At 56.4% G+C, this 16,320-nt stretch carries 14 protein-coding genes, 1 tRNA gene and 1 pseudogene; 4 read left to right on the top strand and 12 right to left on the bottom strand.

Features of this window, described 5'->3' with window-relative positions; all coding sequences use genetic code 11:
• Positions 1 to 476 precede the first annotated feature (476 nt).
• The 7 genes and pseudogenes from AC07O1_RS28180 to AC07O1_RS28150 all read right to left on the bottom strand — a co-directional run bounded on the left by AC07O1_RS28180 (position 477) and on the right by AC07O1_RS28150 (position 6,882).
• Entirely contained in the window at positions 477 to 1,226 is a 750-nt protein-coding gene (locus AC07O1_RS28180; protein WP_495090908.1) for a hypothetical protein, read from the bottom strand.
• A 176-nt stretch (positions 1,227 to 1,402) separates the two neighbouring features.
• On the bottom strand, positions 1,403 to 2,929 hold the full coding sequence (locus tag AC07O1_RS28175) for a DUF5666 domain-containing protein (RefSeq protein ID WP_495090907.1): 1,527 nt from the start codon (positions 2,927 to 2,929) through the stop codon (positions 1,403 to 1,405).
• A complete protein-coding gene (locus tag AC07O1_RS28170; RefSeq protein WP_494992130.1) occupies positions 2,926 to 3,771 on the bottom strand; it encodes a DUF6502 family protein in 846 nt (281 codons plus the stop codon). The genes AC07O1_RS28175 and AC07O1_RS28170 overlap by 4 nt, the downstream gene beginning before the upstream one ends.
• A gap of 285 nt (positions 3,772 to 4,056) precedes the next feature.
• Positions 4,057 to 4,518, bottom strand: coding sequence for a hypothetical protein (locus AC07O1_RS28165; RefSeq protein ID WP_495090906.1), 462 nt, complete (start codon positions 4,516 to 4,518; stop codon positions 4,057 to 4,059).
• Positions 4,503 to 4,778 carry a hypothetical protein gene (locus AC07O1_RS28160; RefSeq protein WP_495090905.1) on the bottom strand — a complete coding sequence of 92 codons (276 nt, stop codon included), beginning with the start codon at positions 4,776 to 4,778 and terminating at the stop codon, positions 4,503 to 4,505. Before AC07O1_RS28160 ends, AC07O1_RS28165 begins: the two co-directional genes overlap by 16 nt.
• Positions 4,779 to 5,094: 316 nt before the next feature.
• Positions 5,095 to 6,255 (bottom strand): annotated as a pseudogene (locus AC07O1_RS28155) (IS3 family transposase).
• Between the two features lie 99 nt (positions 6,256 to 6,354).
• Complete coding sequence (locus AC07O1_RS28150; protein ID WP_495090904.1) at positions 6,355 to 6,882, bottom strand: hypothetical protein; 528 nt, start codon at positions 6,880 to 6,882, stop codon at positions 6,355 to 6,357.
• 242 nt (positions 6,883 to 7,124) lie between these two features.
• Between AC07O1_RS28150 and AC07O1_RS28145 the strand changes: the two genes are divergently transcribed.
• Together AC07O1_RS28145 and AC07O1_RS28140 are read left to right on the top strand one after the other, a co-directional pair.
• Positions 7,125 to 7,736, top strand: a complete 612-nt coding sequence (locus AC07O1_RS28145; protein WP_495090903.1) for a recombinase family protein — start codon at positions 7,125 to 7,127, stop codon at positions 7,734 to 7,736.
• A 25-nt stretch (positions 7,737 to 7,761) separates the two neighbouring features.
• Positions 7,762 to 8,211 carry a hypothetical protein gene (locus AC07O1_RS28140; RefSeq protein ID WP_495090902.1) on the top strand — a complete coding sequence of 150 codons (450 nt, stop codon included), beginning with the start codon at positions 7,762 to 7,764 and terminating at the stop codon, positions 8,209 to 8,211.
• Between the two features lie 141 nt (positions 8,212 to 8,352).
• Here the strand turns inward: AC07O1_RS28140 and AC07O1_RS28135 are convergent.
• Both AC07O1_RS28135 and phnN read right to left on the bottom strand, forming a co-directional pair.
• Positions 8,353 to 8,429, bottom strand: a tRNA-Arg gene (locus tag AC07O1_RS28135).
• A 147-nt stretch (positions 8,430 to 8,576) separates the two neighbouring features.
• Positions 8,577 to 9,158 (bottom strand): phosphonate metabolism protein/1,5-bisphosphokinase (PRPP-forming) PhnN, encoded by a 582-nt coding sequence (phnN, locus tag AC07O1_RS28130; protein ID WP_495090912.1) that lies wholly within the window; start codon positions 9,156 to 9,158, stop codon positions 8,577 to 8,579.
• Positions 9,159 to 9,542: 384 nt separating this feature from the next.
• On the opposite strand from phnN, the gene AC07O1_RS28125 reads away from it, so the two are divergent.
• On the top strand, positions 9,543 to 9,869 hold the full coding sequence (locus AC07O1_RS28125; protein ID WP_133837973.1) for an Arc family DNA-binding protein: 327 nt from the start codon (positions 9,543 to 9,545) through the stop codon (positions 9,867 to 9,869).
• A gap of 169 nt (positions 9,870 to 10,038) precedes the next feature.
• Here AC07O1_RS28125 and mgtE read toward each other — a convergent pair whose 3' ends face one another.
• On the bottom strand, positions 10,039 to 11,481 hold the full coding sequence (gene mgtE, locus AC07O1_RS28120; RefSeq protein ID WP_495090901.1) for a magnesium transporter: 1,443 nt from the start codon (positions 11,479 to 11,481) through the stop codon (positions 10,039 to 10,041).
• Positions 11,482 to 11,801: 320 nt separating this feature from the next.
• Between mgtE and AC07O1_RS28115 the strand changes: the two genes are divergently transcribed.
• Entirely contained in the window at positions 11,802 to 12,293 is a 492-nt protein-coding gene (locus AC07O1_RS28115; protein WP_495090900.1) for a DUF4124 domain-containing protein, read from the top strand.
• Positions 12,294 to 12,339: 46 nt separating this feature from the next.
• Here the strand turns inward: AC07O1_RS28115 and fadD1 are convergent, their stop codons facing one another.
• A complete protein-coding gene (fadD1, locus tag AC07O1_RS28110; RefSeq protein ID WP_495090899.1) occupies positions 12,340 to 14,031 on the bottom strand; it encodes a long-chain-fatty-acid--CoA ligase FadD1 in 1,692 nt (563 codons plus the stop codon).
• Positions 14,032 to 14,441: 410 nt separating this feature from the next.
• Positions 14,442 to 16,130, bottom strand: a complete 1,689-nt coding sequence (fadD2, locus tag AC07O1_RS28105; RefSeq protein ID WP_495090898.1) for a long-chain-fatty-acid--CoA ligase FadD2 — start codon at positions 16,128 to 16,130, stop codon at positions 14,442 to 14,444.
• Positions 16,131 to 16,320 lie beyond the last annotated feature (190 nt).

Genomic DNA, 16,320 nt, shown 5'->3' with positions numbered 1-16,320 from the left:
GCTGATAATCTTGTTGACTATCAGTCTGACTCCACAAGCACCCACACGAATTGCTTGATTCAGTTGTTAAAGAGCGGCTGGTTAAGATCTTTCGTCTCAACCGAGGTGCGCATTCTACAGATACCAATTACCCCGTCAAGCAATTATTTCGAAATTTTTCAAACTTTCTCTTTAGACTTCAAATGCTTAGCCAGCCACCATCATCTCTTGTCAGCAGGCGAAGAATGCTGTACCACAAAAAATCCCGGCCTAAGTCGCACACCCTTCTCTCTATATATGTGTACTTAGGCTCCATAGCGCCCCCCCCTTGCAGCCGTCCTTTTGCAACGACCGCACACTGGCAACCCAACGCGCGACCGCAAACACTCCATGTTCAGCCCCTGGATAAGAATATAAAGCCAGCTTTTGAAAAGCACTGCCGACCCGGAAAAACGTGATGGATGCCACCAACGCCAAAGGAGTCCAGGTTGCTACAATCAGAAAGTGTGGTTGAGCAGCAGCCCACCCTCCGCGTCCGGGCTAGCGTCGGAAAAGCCCTTTACCGCATACAACTGGATCTTCCAGTGCTGGTTGAGCTTCTGAGTAACGAAGAGGGTGAGCTCCTTTAGTTGGTCGCCACTCGAGACGACTTTCTGCCGCCAGTCGTAGGAGGCGCCCACCGTGGTGAGCGCGGCCACTGGTATGGCGAAGCCAAGGCTGGCAAATATCGGGTTGTTGAAGTTGGTGCCGGACGGATCGCCGAACTTCTTCCAGCCCAGGGTGGCGAACCCGGTCACCGGGCCAAAGGCCTTGGCGACGTCGACCTGGGCGGAGTAGTCGGTTTTTCCGGTGCCCAGGCACTTGTCCTCGTCGGCAGTGGGGAGCTTGACCTTGCCAACCAGATTCAACAGCACGCTGCCCTGACTACCGTCGAGCACGGCATAGTCGGCGCTGGCGACGGTGTCTCCGAGACCGCTTTCCATTTTGCCGCATCCGCCCGGCAACGGTTCGCCATCAGGGCCGACCGAGGGGTTGGTAATGCGTAGCCAGGGAACGGTGAGTTTGTACGTCATGGGTCCGGTTTCGTACTTGCCGACGAGCGGGACGTACCAGATTTCGGATGTGGTACCGGTGCCATAGTCACCTCGTGAGTAGTCGACGCCGATCGAAGTGCTGAATGTATTGGCCAAGGCCGGCAAGGTTAAGCTGGCGAGCAGGCTGGCGAGCAGGGTGCGCTTGGATTTCATGTTCACCTCGTGTATCCAGTCATCGAAGCTCACAAAGCATTTTTTGTTTCTGCAAAGCGCGGCCACCAATAGGCACGTACGGATAGCGCGTGTCATCTTTGCGGTGGCATGGCGCAAGCGCGATGGGACTTATCCAGCCTAGTTACCTATGACGATAGTGCATCATGACGCACTGTTTAATTCTTCTTTTCAGGACGCTCGACCTTCTCGACCTTCTCGACCTTCTCGACCTTCTCGACCCTCTCGACCCTCTCGACTTTCTCGACCTTCTCGACCTTCTCGACTTTTTCTGGTCGTTCGACTTTCTCGACTTTTTCTGGTCGTTCGACCTTCTCGACCTTTTCTGGTCGTTCGACTCTCTCGACTTTCTCAACTTTGTCTGGTTGTTCCAGCTTCTCGGTGCCCTCGCGGCGGTCGTCGTCCCCGTGGAAGGTTTCGCTGCGCAAGCCGTTATCGCTCTCAGTGTGGCCGCTCTTGTTGTCGCCCGAGTCGTCCGCTCTATGATCGGTGTCGCCATCAGTGGCTCTGACTCGCCCGGATTGGTTCCTGGCTGGCGTATCGGAGCGCTCGTGAGGGAACTCGATACGCGTTGCCCGTACCTCGCGCGCACCGCTGAACACACCGCTCACCCGCACGCGTCGATCCAGTGCCAGTTCGGAGGGTTGCCCACCGACAAACACTGTGTCGCGCTCCAGCGTCACGTTGAAGCCGCCAACAACCAAGTGCCGGTCCTGCCGCCCCTGCACCAGGCCTTCGATCACCGCCTGGTGTACCTGGCCGACGAAGGCGAGGCTCGGGTCGGGGCGGCTCTGGGCGACGTTCAGCTCGCGACCGGACCAGTGGCCGCGCACCAGCACTTCTTCTGCCGGCGCCGGGTGATTGCTCAGCTTCAGCCCCTGGAGACTGCCGGTGCGATCAATCGAGCCGATGGCACTGGCGTCCCTGAGGCCGGGCGCCCGGTCGATGCGGCTGGCCACCACCTCGCCACGGGCATTGCGCAGCCCGCTGACCCGTACCGGCTCGCCCGGACGCAGACCTTCAGCGACCCGCGCGCCGCTGGCGAGGCGCACCGGTTGCCCCATGACCTGCAGTGGCGCCGAAGCGCTCGGGAGGGCCGTCAAAGGTCCTTCATAAATGTGCAAGATCGAGATGCCCTCTGCCTCCAGGCCTCGCTGAGAGGTGACCGCCGACACTGCGACCACTTGGCCCACCGCCAGTTGGGCGCTGTTGGCGGCGATACCGTTCTCGCTGACCGGCACGTCTTTGGCAAAGTGCACTTCCAAGCCATTGATGCAGATCGAGGCGAACCCGGTGATCGTGCCGACGATACCGGTGCCGCCAGTACCTCCCGGACGCTGCGTGATCGGCGCGCCGGTGCCGCCGATCCCACCATTTTCGGTGCGAATGCCGGTGCCACCCACGCCGCCAGCCAACGCACCGGTGCCGCCGATGCCTCCCGGACGTTGCATGATCGGCGTGCCAGTGCCGCCGATCCCACCATTTTCGGTTTGGTTACCGGCGCCACCCACGCCGCCAGGCTTCGCGCCAGTGCCACCAATGCCACCCGGAAGCTGCGTGATCGGCGCGCTGACAATACCCACGCCATCCTGGTTGACGCAGGCCGGCGTGGCCTGCACCAGAGCGGGAAGTCCAAGGCCCAGGGCGATGGTGATGGCACGAAAGAGGCGTAGGTTGGCAGTCATGGTTGGGGGGCCTTCGGCGAAATGGGTTCGGTAGGCTCCGTGTAGAAGTAAAGACCGATGGTAATGCGCTGGCGCGGTTCGGGACTGGGCAGGTCACGGCTTTCGAGTTCAGTGGCGAGCCGGTTAAAACCTAACAGGGCCTGCATACCCTCGTTGGCGACGGCCTCGCGCAACTCGTCGACGCTGGCCGGGACCAGCGCGTCGTAATGGACGCTACGCTCAAAAAAGGCCGGACCTTCCCCGCTCAGGTTGTGCACCGCAGCGCAGGCGTGATCGTGCAGGTTGTGACCCAAGTACGCTGCTTTCTCATCGAAGCCCTTCTGCGGCACGAAGGCCTGGACTTCGAGGTGGACGCGATCTTGCTCGTCAAGACGGACGACGCCCAGGCGCAGCCATTCGTCCAGCACCACCCGCGCACGGATGTCCGTGCTGATTTTCGCTACCAAAGCGTCGAAGGAGCAGTCGCCGCCGACACTGGCTAGTCGCGGCAGGGGCAATGGCTGGCCGGAGTGATTACAGAAGGGCATGCTGTTGGTCCAGGTGTTGACCAATTGCGCACCGAGGGTGATGTTTTCGGGAAGAGCGGTAAAAGTCGTGTCGCTTGTCTTGCGCAAGCGCCGCACATCCTTGCGATGAACCCCGGTGAGCAGGTTGATGCGGCTGTCGCTCGGGGCTTTATCGTCAAGGCGGAATTCACGATCCGCCACATCGACGAAGACCTCCTTGAGCAGGTCGGCGAACACCGAATAGGTGACTCCTTTGCGGAGCATCAGGCGTACCAGAGGCCGCATGACTTGCCGAAGGGCTTTTAGCAGCGAAGCAGGCAGGGTAGGCGGTTGCATTCAGTGCATTCCTAGACAGATAAACGCAGTATAGCGGTGCGGGAAAAAATCCCATGAGCGGCTTGTGCCGCGTTACCCCCTGCCAATTTTCAGGCCCAACCACTGTACTCATCTATGACGCTTGGTTGACGGGGACTGACCTGCTGCGCGCAAACGCCTCATACAAAACCAGTCCCCGGACCTTTGTTTGATGCCATTAAATTCCGTCAGTCTCCGCTGTTATCAGCGTCGGGTTCGCCGCCGACGTGATTGCGTGTACTTCCGAAATGGTTGCCTTTGAGGCCTCTATCCCTGAACGGCTTTTTCAGCCTTTTCTTCAGCCTGCTCTATAGCCTGTTCTTCAGCCTTTTTAGCCTTCTCAGCCTTTTCTTCAGCCTGCTCTGCAGCCTGTTCTTCAGCCTTTTTAGCCTTCTCAGCCTTTTCTGCTGCCTGTTCTGCTGCCTTCTCAGCCTTTTCTTCAGCCTGTTCTACAGCCTGTTCTTCAGCCTTTTTAGCCTTCTCAGCCTTTTCTGCTGCCTGTTCTGCTGCCTTCTCAGCCTTTTCTGCAGCCTGTTCTGCTGCCTTCTCAGCCTTTTCTGCTGCTTGTTCTGCAGCCTTCTCAGCCTTTTCAGCCTTTTCAGCCTTCTCAGCCTTCTCAGCCTTCTCAGCCTTCTCAGCCTTCTCAGCCTTCTCAGCCTTCTCAGCCTTCTCAGCCTTTTCAGCCTTTTCAGCCTTTTCAGCATGATCGCCGCTTAGCCCGTTGCCCACTCCATTCCCGCCCAATCCACCGGAATGACCAGTACCGCCATTACCCTCACCGTGGCCACCGCCATTTCCACCACTACCATTACCACCTCCGCCGCCATTACCACCACCGCTGCCACCACCACCGCCGCCACTGCCACTATGACCACCTCCGCCGCCATTGCCACCTCCGCCACCGCCACCGCCGCCATCGCCGTGACCTCCACCGCCACCGCTTCCACCACTGTCTTTGGCATATGCACTTGAGCTATGTGAAATAGCATCAGGTACCAGAACGATGGAAGCCGACAGGACTCCACCAATTGCCAACGCCAATAAAGCCTTCTTGAAACGCATATGAGCCATCATCTTGTCTCTCCTGGTGATTTACCGCGAGCAGAGCCAATGCCATCCGAGAGCCGCATACCTGGAAGCAGCCCCTCACCCTTACATTTTTCTCCTTAATCATTGGCGTGGGAAAAATTCCCATATGAATAAAGCTAGTTCGCTTTGGCCGAGCGTCAACCCGCGCACGGAAAAGCCGACTGGCGGTCGGGCGGAGGAGGACGTCAAAAATGGAGTGACGGCGGGGTGTAGTGTTCAACTAATCCCGGACACGACGTTAAGTTTTTTCTCGGCCTGAGCTGGCGCCAGCCCGCCGTTGAATTGGTGCGGTCGAACCCAGTTGTACCGATGCATCAAATAATGGCTGATGTCTCGGTGCGCTTCTTGGGCTGTCATGTAGCCCAGAGTCGGTATCCATTCAGTTTTCAGGCTGCGAAACACGCGCTCCATCGGCGCATTCCCAGCAGTTTCCACGACGGCTCATGCTCTGGCGCATGCGGTAACGCCAGAGCCGTTAGCGAAACTGACGGCTGCCATATTGCGACCCCTGATCCGAGTGAAACAGCAGCCCTTGAGGCCTGCCACGCTGTTCGTAAGCCATGTCCAGCGCCTTGATCACCAGATCCGCATCCGGCTTGTTCGACAACGCCCAGCCCACAACTCGACGTGCGCAGAGATCCAGGACAACAGCCAGGTAATGCCATTTCCCCTGCGCCCAGATGTAGGTGATGTCGCCACACCAGACTTGATTGGGTGCCGGGACATCGAACTCCCGATTCAAGATGTTCGGAATATCAGGTCGCTCGACCGTCGCTTGTTTGTAGGCATGTGATCCCGGTTGTTTACTGACTAAATCCAGTTCCCGCATCAGACCACGCACCTTGTACCGTCCGATTTGCTCGCCGTCTTCCTGCATCATCGACACGATGCTGCGGCTACCGGCAGCACTGCGACTTTGTGAAAACAACTCGCTCACCCGGCTGCGCAACCGAAGCCGTTCAACGTCTGGGGTTCGGCGCCTGAGGCGATGGGCGTAGTAGCACGAACGAGTGATTTCAAAGACTGTGCAAAGCCAATCAACCGGTTCTTGTGCACTCAACTGATCAATCAGCGCGTGCGCTCGTGTTCTTCCGACATCAAGAGTGCGGTAGCCTTTTTTAAAATGGATTTCTCCCGCTCAAGGCGGGCGATCCGGGCTTCCAGCTCCTGGATTTTCTGCTGTTCCGGTGTCAGCGCCTTGCTCTGCGGAGAAACGCCGGTGCGCTCCTGCTGAAGCTGATTAACCCAGCGACGCAACGCGGACTCGACAACCCCGAGCGAACGGCAGGCTTCGATATGGCTATAGCCTTGATCGAGCACGAGGCCTGCGGCCTCGCGTTTGAACTCAGCGGAAAAGGAACGACGCTGCTTGGTCATCAGACACCTCGATCTGGCGAGCATTCTCGCCTAAATGGGTGTCCGGTTTCATTAGACCACTACACTAACGCCGATACCGCCGTGGAACAATTCAACCAACTAAAGAGCGGCAGGTGAAACCTGATCCTTCTGTCCCTCCCGGGTGATATCAAAAATCTTCTGATTGCATACCGAAAAATTCTGCAAGTCGAACTCAACCAAATATGTCTTATTGGGCTGAGCAAGGAAGGTACGAGACAGCGGACCGCATTTTCCTATCCGATAAGTCGTGCTGCGGTCGTCACGCCAATTTGCTTCACCTTCAACCTCAGTCAGTTGACCTGCTGGCACCAGAATTTCGCGGCTCGGCCTAGCGCCATAAATCCCCCGAGAAAGCCCCTTATACAGCCCTCTAGCAAACGCTGGCATTTGCTGTTCTATAGCATCGTTATACACAACACCTACGCCGTTCAGATTTCCGGGCTTTCCAATCTTAAAGTTCACCTGTGATTCGGTGCTGACCACTTTGAAAATGACCTTTGAATTGTGTTCGTCCGCAGTTACCACAATAGGCTTTTCAACAGGTTCTTCTGGAGTCGCCCCCTTATGCGAAGAACAGCCAGCAAAAAAAGCGGTAACCACGATCAAAGAGACGGACCGAGCTAACAAATTGCACATAGACAAATCTTAATTCCCCACAAAATCCACAATCCCTAACCACAAGGTAGCCTAACGCCACTATATCGAAAGCCCCCAGAGTTAAACGGTTTTTTCGAGTATGCCTATCCAGATACGGCCAAATTTTGCCTTTTTCAGCCTTTTCGCTTGATAAGTAACACCCAAAGTGAAACAGTGTTAAGAGAACACCCTAACTGATACAGGTACCCATCATGTTCATCCGCGCATACCTCCGAGCATCGACCGAAGAGCAGGACGCCGGCCGCGCCCGGAAATCACTCGAGCAGTTCGCCAGCGATCACAACAAGGTCATTGCCAGTGTGTACCTGGAGAACGCCAGCGGAGCGACCGCAGACCGGCCTGAGCTGCTGCGCCTGCTCAAAGATGCGCGAAAGGGTGACGTGTTGCTGGTGGAGTCGATAGACCGCCTCTCACGCCTTCCTGTGGAGGACTGGCAGAAGCTCAAGGCTGCGATTGATTCCAAGGGGCTGCGCATCGTCGCGCTCGACCTGCCAACGAGCCACCAGGGGATGCAGGACACCAAAGGCGACGAGTTCACCGGGCGGATGCTGGGAGCGATCAACTCGATGCTGGTGGAAATGATGGCCGCCATTGCTCGCAAAGATTACGAGCAGCGCCGCGAGCGCCAGGCCCAGGGTATCGAGAAGGCCAAGGCCGCTGGCAAGTATCAGGGGCGCCCGGTTGACGCCGATCTGCACAAGCGAGTGAAAGAACTGCTGGCAGCAGGCCTCGGCATTCGTGCCACGGCCAGGCACGCTTCGTGCTCGACCACTACGGTACTCCGGATAAAAGATACGATTTGACAACGGTTTCGAAAAAGGAACGCTTATGAAGCGAAAGCATCACAACACGCTCAAATACATCTACGACCGAAATGAAGTCCCATTTCGGTCGATCGTCGGTCACGTGGCGAGGGTAAACGGTGATCACCGAGACTTTTACCCGCTAGCCGGGCTGGTTCTAGAGGGCTTCGTTGGCTTCACTGGACCAATGCTGTCCGGTAGCTCCGACGGGCTTGCTCATCAGGACGCCTACAATCTCAGCCGAGTATTTCAAGCCTACTCACAGGGGGTTGGCAACCAGTCGTATGACAATGTCACCATCCTGGGAAAGGGCGAAGATTCCCACCTTTTTATTGCAGCGAAAGGCCTGCTTTATTTCCATGAACGAAGTGAGAAACGTAGACAATGGTGGACGGCTGCCGGGCTAAGCTTGGCGGGAGCCATTATCGCGGGATGTATAACAGGGCTACTGGCCGCGAAGTTCTGGCCGCACTGATCTCCCACATCGAGCAGAAGTCAGAAACTACTCAACCTCAGAAACAGGCCCTGCAGGGCCTTTTTTGCGCCAGCTGCTGTCACCCTGCTGTCACAAGCGAGATCGCTGTCACGGGGAATCGGCTGAAAGCCTTGAATTATATGGTGTCCCAGGGCAGGTTCGAACTGCCAACCTTCCCCTTAGGAGGGGGATGCTCTATCCAATTGAGCTACTGAGACATAGGGCGACCGCAAAGACATGCGCGGTGCGAAGGATGGCGTGCATGTTAACGGCCAAGCCGGCATTTGTCATGTCGTCTATAGGGCTTTTTAAGTGTAGGTCAGAGCCAGCGCAGGACCGCCGCGTCGGCGATCGTGAAAACAGCATCAGTACAAAAAGCCATCACTGACGCCCTCCCGCACCAGCAGCCCGAGGAAATGCTCGACAGTGACAGACAACTCTCCGGAGTTATCCAGCCGTATGACAGGAGCGCCGTCGCCTGAGGATCCGCTGGCGAGAAACAGGTCATTGCGCTTGAGCCTCGCTTCAATTTCCTCGGCATTTTCACGCCTGCGTCGCACAAGGCGATGACGTAAAACATCGCTCTTCACCGATAACAAAACAGGTAGCAATGTCGGATAACGCTTACGCGCTGCAGCCAAGTACTCTCTGGAGCCGTTGACCAGTACGTTGCGCCCGAGGGCCAGCCATTCATCAATCTGGACCGGGATTCCGTAACCGAGACCGTTGGCGTGCCAATACAAGGCAAAACCTCCTTGCTGCTTGATTCGCTCGAACTCCGCTTGAGAGACACCCACGGCATCCTCCCCTGCGGACTCGGCCGAGCGCGTAATGACTCGTCGCGCCACATCGCAGCCAATTCTGCGCAATGGTTCGCGGGAGGCATCGATAAGGCTGTCTTTACCCGCCCCCGACGGGCCCATCAAATAAATCAGTCTGCCCGGCATCTCGGTAACGTCTCTAGTCGCTTGCATGCCTAGTAAATCGGCCATTTGCCACTATCCTATACAAAAAGGATAAATGATCGAATCCGCATAAAATGCTCGCTCCGGAGGCTTCAGACACCTCCTGTCAGGCAATTGGAAGCGGTCAGATGTGCCGCATAGGGTAATCTTTTCAAACCAATGCGCATTTCTGATAATTAGTGCTGGCATAACGCCTTTATCCAGCTCAATATTTGTCATAGAATTGACGCCAACGATCTGGCATTTATGAGGCATGATGCGGGCCTCTTAACAATTCAGGTTGAACATTTGGTTGTGAAGCTTGTCCTAACAGACATCTTGCGGCCAATTCCGAAAACCGCTCCCCTGAACTAACCGGTTAAATATATGCGCCCATTGAAACAGGCAATTTATTCCAGCCGCACGGCTGACAAGTTCGTCGTGCGTCTGCCCGATGGAATGCGTGAACGCATCGCCGAGGTGGCTCGCAATCATCATCGCAGCATGAATTCTGAAATCATCGCGCGCATGGAGCAAAGCCTGATTCAGGAAGGCGCGCTGGGCGAAGAATTGAGCATGCGCCTGGACAGTCCGGAACTGTCACTCCATGAACGCGAACTGCTTCAACGTTTCCGCCAACTCTCACATCGTCAGCAAAACGCACTGGTCTCCTTGATCGCCCATGACGCCGAAATGGCAGCAGACGCCTCCTGATTCCACCCTGAAAGTTCAAGCCAGCCTAGCGCTGGCTTTTTTTTTGCCCAAAATTCGGCACAACCGATCATGTCGGAGGGCGCATGCACCGCCCTGCTCAAGACCCATCAAGAATGAATATAAGGAGAATCGCACAGCCCGCCAAACGGTAAGACTGTGCAGGGAAGATTCAAAGCAGGAAAATCGTCGCCAGCCCAAGGAAGATAAAGAACCCGCCACTGTCGGTCATGGCGGTGATCATCACGCTCGCCCCCATTGCAGGGTCACGCCCGAATCTCGCCAGTGTCATGGGAATCAGGACGCCCATCAACGCCGCCAGCAACAGATTGAGGGTCATCGCTGCGGTCATCACCACACCCAGCGACCAACTGCCATACAGCAAGTAGGAGACCACACCGATCACCCCCCCCCAGACCAGGCCATTGATCAATCCGACGGCCAGTTCCTTGCGCATCAGGCGTGAGGTGTTGCCGGTGCTGACCTGATCCAGCGCCATGGCGCGCACGATCATGGTAATTGTCTGGTTACCCGAGTTGCCGCCAATACCGGCAACAATCGGCATCAAAGCAGCCAGGGCCACCAGCTTCTCGATGGAGCCTTCGAACAGACCGATCACTCGAGAAGCGACAAATGCGGTAATCAGGTTAATTGCCAGCCAGGCCCAGCGGTTGCGCAGGGACTTCCAGACTGAGGCAAAAATATCTTCCTCTTCACGCAGACCCGCCATGTTGAGAACTTCGTTTTCGCTCTCTTCACGAATCAGGTCGACCATTTCGTCGATGGTCAGACGGCCAATCAGTTTGCCGTTCTTGTCGACCACAGGAGCCGAAATCAAGTCATAACGTTCGAAAGCCTGAGCGGCGTCGTACGCATCTTCGTCCGGGTGAAAACTCACCGGATCGCTGGCCATGACATCCAATACCTGTTTGTCCGGGTCGTTGACCAACAACCGCTTGATCGGTAGCACGCCCTTGAGCACACCGCCGTAGTCGACCACGAACAGCTTGTCGGTATGACCCGGCAGTTCTTTGAGCCGACGCAGGTAACGCAACACCACTTCGAGACTGACATCCTCACGGATAGTCACCATCTCGAAGTCCATGAGCGCACCGACCTGCTCCTCGTCATAGGACAACGCGGAGCGGACACGCTCACGCTGCTGGCCATCGAGGGTTTCCATCAGTTCGTGGACGACGTCTCGCGGCAGCTCTGGCGCCAGGTCAGCGAGTTCGTCGGCATCCATCTCTTTGGCAGCCGCCAGGAGCTCGTGATCATCCATGTCGGCGATCAGCGTTTCGCGAACGGAATCGGACACTTCAAGGAGGATATCGCCGTCGCGCTCGGCCTTGACCAGTTGCCAGACAGTCAGACGCTCTGCAAGCGGCAAGGCTTCAAGGATGTGGGCAACGTCGGCGGAGTGCAGGTCATCGAGTTTGCGCTGCAACTCGACAAGGTTTTGCCGGTGAACCAGGTTCTCGATCCGGTCGTGATGATGACCTTCCTGGCGATGAGTCAGGTCTTCGACTACCCGCTGGCGCTGCAGCAGCTCAACGACTTGAGCGAGGCGGTCTTGCAAACTTTCTTGCGTTTTCTTTACTTCAACTTCAGACATAGGCGAACTCCACTCCCAGCAGCGGGGCACGCCGGAAGGATCAATCAGTCAATTCATGATTGTAAAAACGGGGTACTGAGTAACTACTGGGTAAGTCCATGGAGGTATTCCACAAGCCCCGGCGGGGCTGACGGGCGCAATGATACACCGCTTGATGTCGTTTAACGCTAAAAAATCTCGGCAAGAACAAGCGCTTGCAACGCAATCCTGGTCGCTGTCCGAATCTGTAGAGCTGCGACGACTCATTCAGAAAAGAAAACACACCCGGGGCCAAAAAAGTACCGTCTATCCTGTCTCGGGACCGTCACGGAGGACGTCGCATGTCGCTGAGAAAGACCTCGCTCTTGTACCTCGCCCTGCTTTGGCTAGCGTCGCAAGCAAGCGCCACGACTGTGCAGCGATGCGAAAACGCTGACGGCCATGTCACCTTCACCTCCCAGGGTTGCGCGCCACAAGAGACACTTCGAATTCACAATGTGGCCAATCCTGCTCCGAGCGGGGTCAAGGCTGCCTCCTCGAAGAGCAGCCCCCTGAAAATATTCAGAGCGAAATCAGCAAAAGAGGAGCCGGTCATTGTCGGGCAGCCCGATGACGTTTGTGCAAGCCTGCTCAGCGCCAAAGAACGCCGCCAGGCAATCATCAATCAACGAATCGTACCTGGCATGAGCCAACAGGAAGTCGAAAGCGCACTCGGCAAGCCAGACAAAATCAGCATTCGAAATGCGACCACGAGCTATCGCTACAACGCAAAGAAAGGTCGCAGCGCTCAAATCGTGTTCGATGAGAAAGGCTGCATAACAGAAAAACGCTAAGCAGCAAAAAGCCCGCACTCGGCGGGCTTTGTGTTTTACAGCCTGTTTACGCCTTAGCGCCCAGCTTCTTCAGTTCTTCGCTGCGCAGTTCACGGCGCAGGATCTTGCCCACATTAGTGGTTGGCAGCGCATCGCGGAACTCAACGGCTTTCGGCACTTTATAGCCGGTGACGTTGGCGCGCATGTGTTGCATCACCTGCTCCTTGGTCAAGGTCACGCCCGGTTTGGCGACGATGAAAATCTTGATCGCTTCGCCCGATTTCTCGTCCGGCACGCCAATGGCTGCGCACTGCAGCACGCCCGGCAAAGCCGCCAGCACGTCTTCGAGTTCGTTCGGATAGACGTTGAAACCAGAGACCAGAATCATGTCCTTTTTGCGATCGACAATGCGCATGTAACCGTCTGGCTGGATGATCGCGATATCGCCGGTCTTCAACCAGCCTTCGCTGTCGAGGATTTCGTCGGTGGCTTCCTGACGCTGCCAGTAACCCTTCATGACTTGTGGACCCTTGACGCACAGTTCGCCCACTTCGCCCAGCGGCTGTTCGACACCCGCATCATCAATGACTTTGCAGACCGTGGACGGTACCGGAATGCCGATGGTGCCGATCTGGATGTTCTGGATCGGATTGACCGTGGCCACCGGGCTGGTTTCGGTCATGCCGTAACCTTCGCAAATGGAGCAACCGGTCACGGCTTTCCAGCGCTCGGCAGCGGCCAGTTGCAGGGCCATGCCACCAGACAGAGTGACTTTCATCGCAGAGAAGTCCAGCTGGCGGAATGCCTCGTTGTTGCACAGCGCCACAAACAGCGTGTTCAAGCCGACAAAGCCGCTGAACTTCCACTTCGACAGCTCCTTGACCATCGCCGACAGGTCGCGCGGATTGCTGATCAGGATGTTGTGGTTGCCGATCAGCATCATCGCCATGCAATGAAAAGTGAAGGCATAGATGTGGTACAGCGGCAGTGGTGTGATCAGAATCTCGCAACCTTCATTCAGGTTGGACCCCATCAGCGCCTTGCACTGCAGCATGTTCGCCACCAGATTGCGATGGGTGAGCATCGCGCCCTTGGCCACGCCAGTGGTGCCGCCGGTGTATTGCAGTACTGCGACATCGCCGCTGGCCGGGTTGGCATCAGAGACTGGTTGGCCGCGACCTTTGCTCAACACGTCGTTGAATTTGATGGCCTTGGGCAAGTGGTACGCCGGGACCATCTTCTTCACATACTTGATGACGCTATTGATCAGCAGGCGCTTGAGTGGTGGCAGCAGGTCGGCCACTTCGGTAACGATCACATGCTTGACTGAGGTCTTGGGCACCACGGCTTGTGCCAGGTGCGCCATGTTGGCCAGGCAGACCAGCGCCTTGGCACCGGAGTCGTTGAATTGGTGTTCCATTTCCCGCGCGGTGTACAGCGGGTTGGTGTTGACCACGATCAAACCGGCGCGGATGGCACCAAACACGGCGATCGGGTATTGCAGCAGGTTTGGCAACTGTACGGCGATTCGATCGCCTGGCTGCAAGTCGGTATGCTGTTGCAGGTAAGCGGCAAAAGCGCCCGACAATTCGTACAGTTCACCGTAGGTGAGCGTCTTGCCAAGGTTGCTAAAGGCCGGTTTGTTGGCGAAGCGTTGGCAAGATTGCTTCAACACCGCCTGAATATTCGGATACTCGTCTGGGTTGATCTCGGCAGCAATCCCAGTTGGGTACTTATCCTTCCAAAAGTTTTCGATCATGGAAGCCCACTCCTCAGCAACGCGAATTCATCACCGCATTTAGTGCGATTATTATTGGTGTATGTATTGGTGAATCTGGCTTTTTACTTAGGCCGAGAAGTCACAAAGCGGGCCGAGAGTAGCAGCTTTGCCAATGGCCGACTAGAGCCAAAGAAGGCCTTGCCAGTCACGAATACGACTCAAGAAAACTCAATAGTCACTTTTAGAGCAAAAATTCTATAAGCTCGTAAATCGCTCTAGAACGGTAGTTTCAGCTGTATTTATCAACCAAAAAAAGATCACAGCCTATCGGTAGCTCCTACGCCGACCGTGTTCACCCATGAAATTGAGATGAGCACTGATCTCGCAGGAACTGCCGCAGGCTGCGATCATTTCAGGATCGATCGATCCCGCACTCTACTTACAAAATATTACGCGATATCGCGCAACTCCCGTCGCAGGATCTTGCCCACCGGTGTCATCGGCAGCGAATCGCGCAGCACGATGTGCTTCGGCACTTTGTAGCCGGTGAAATTTTCCTTGCAGTAAGCCTTCAGCTCTTCAAGGCTGACACCCGACTCGCGAGCGACCACAAACAACTTCACCGCCTCGCCCGAACGATCGTCCGGTACGCCGATCACCGCACAGTTGGCGACTTTCGGATGGGCCATGACCACGTCTTCGATTTCATTCGGGTACACGTTGAAACCCGAGACAATGATCATGTCTTTCTTGCGATCGACGATCCGCACAAAACCGTCCGGATCGATCACCGCAATGTCACCGGACTTGAACCAGCCTTCGGTATCCAGAACTTGCGCCGTGGATTCCACTTGCCGCCAGTAGCCCTTCATGATTTGCGGGCCTTTGATGCAGAGCTCACCGCGCTCGCCCAGTGGCTGCTCGACGCCGTCATCGTCAATGACCTTCAGCGTTGTACCCGGCACCGGAAGACCGACCGTGCCCAGCCGCGATTTGTCGCCGTAAGGGTTGGTACACGCAACCGGCGAGGTTTCGGTCAGCCCGTAACCTTCGGTAATGCGGCAACCGGTCATTGCCTGCCAACGCTCGGCAGTGGCCTTGACCAACGCGGTACCACCGGAATTGGTGAGCTTGAGGCTGGAGAAATCCAGGGTCTTGAAATCCGGGTGATCCATGAGCGCAACGAACAAGGTGTTGAGTCCCAGCAGCGCCGAGAAGCGCCAGTTTTTCAGCTCTTTGATAAAGCCGGCAATGTCCCGCGGATTGGTGATCAGAACGTTGTGGTTGCCGGTCACCATCATGCACATGCAGTTCGCGGTGAAAGCATAGATGTGGTACAGCGGCAATGGCGCGATCATCACCTCCTGGCCTTCCCTGAGCAGCGGCTGGCCATCGGCACCGAGCTGGGACAGGCAAGCCCGCGCCTGTTGCATGTTGGCAACCAGGTTGCCATGAGTGAGCATCGCTCCCTTGGCCAGGCCCGTAGTGCCGCCAGTGTATTGCAGCACCGCGACATCGTTGAGGCTGACGGTTAACGGCTTGATACCATGACCACGTCCCAGCCGCAGCGCGCTCTTGAACGAAATGGCCTGGGGCAGGCTGTACGCCGGCACCATCTTCTTCACTTTGTCGACCACGGTGTTGATCAACCACCCCTTGGCACTGGGCATCAGATCACCCATCTTCGCCTCGATCAGGTATTGGATCTCGGTATCGGCCAGCACTTCCTGGACTTTCTGGCCGAACATATTCAGGTAAACCAGTGCCCGGGCACCGGAATCCTTGAACTGATGACGCATCTCACGCGGGGTATACAGAGGATTGGTATTGACCACGATCAACCCGGCACGCAACGCTCCGAACACGGCAATCGGGTAATGCAGGACATTGGGCATCTGCACCGCAATCCGATCGCCAGCGACCAGATCAGTGTGCGCTTGCAGATAACCGGCGAATGCTGCGCTGTAGCGTTCCAGCTCAGCGTAGGTCAGGGTCACACCCATATTGCTGAATGCTGGACGATCAGCGAACTTCTTGCAGGAACGCTCGAAAACCTCGATCACCGACTTGTAGGCACCCAGATCGATATCCAGGGGAACGCCGGCCGGGCGTTTGTCATTCCAGAATTCAGGTTGCATTGTTCTTGTCCTCTTTACCTGAGCGTGTCCGGGCCGCATCTCTGCTTCTTTGAAAGGCGGGGCTCTTCGGACGTTAGCAGCTATAGCGATTCAGGCAAATACACGCCGGCGTGTCATTGATAGCGTGAATCTTGTTGCTGAGGCACACCCTGATCAGGCGGCAATTGTCTGATGAGCTATACAATGCAAC

The organism is Pseudomonas sp. GW821-FHT07G10, assembly GCF_059418545.1.
Note: the sequence above shows the minus strand (reverse complement) of the source record. Positions and strands in the feature narration are given on the sequence as shown.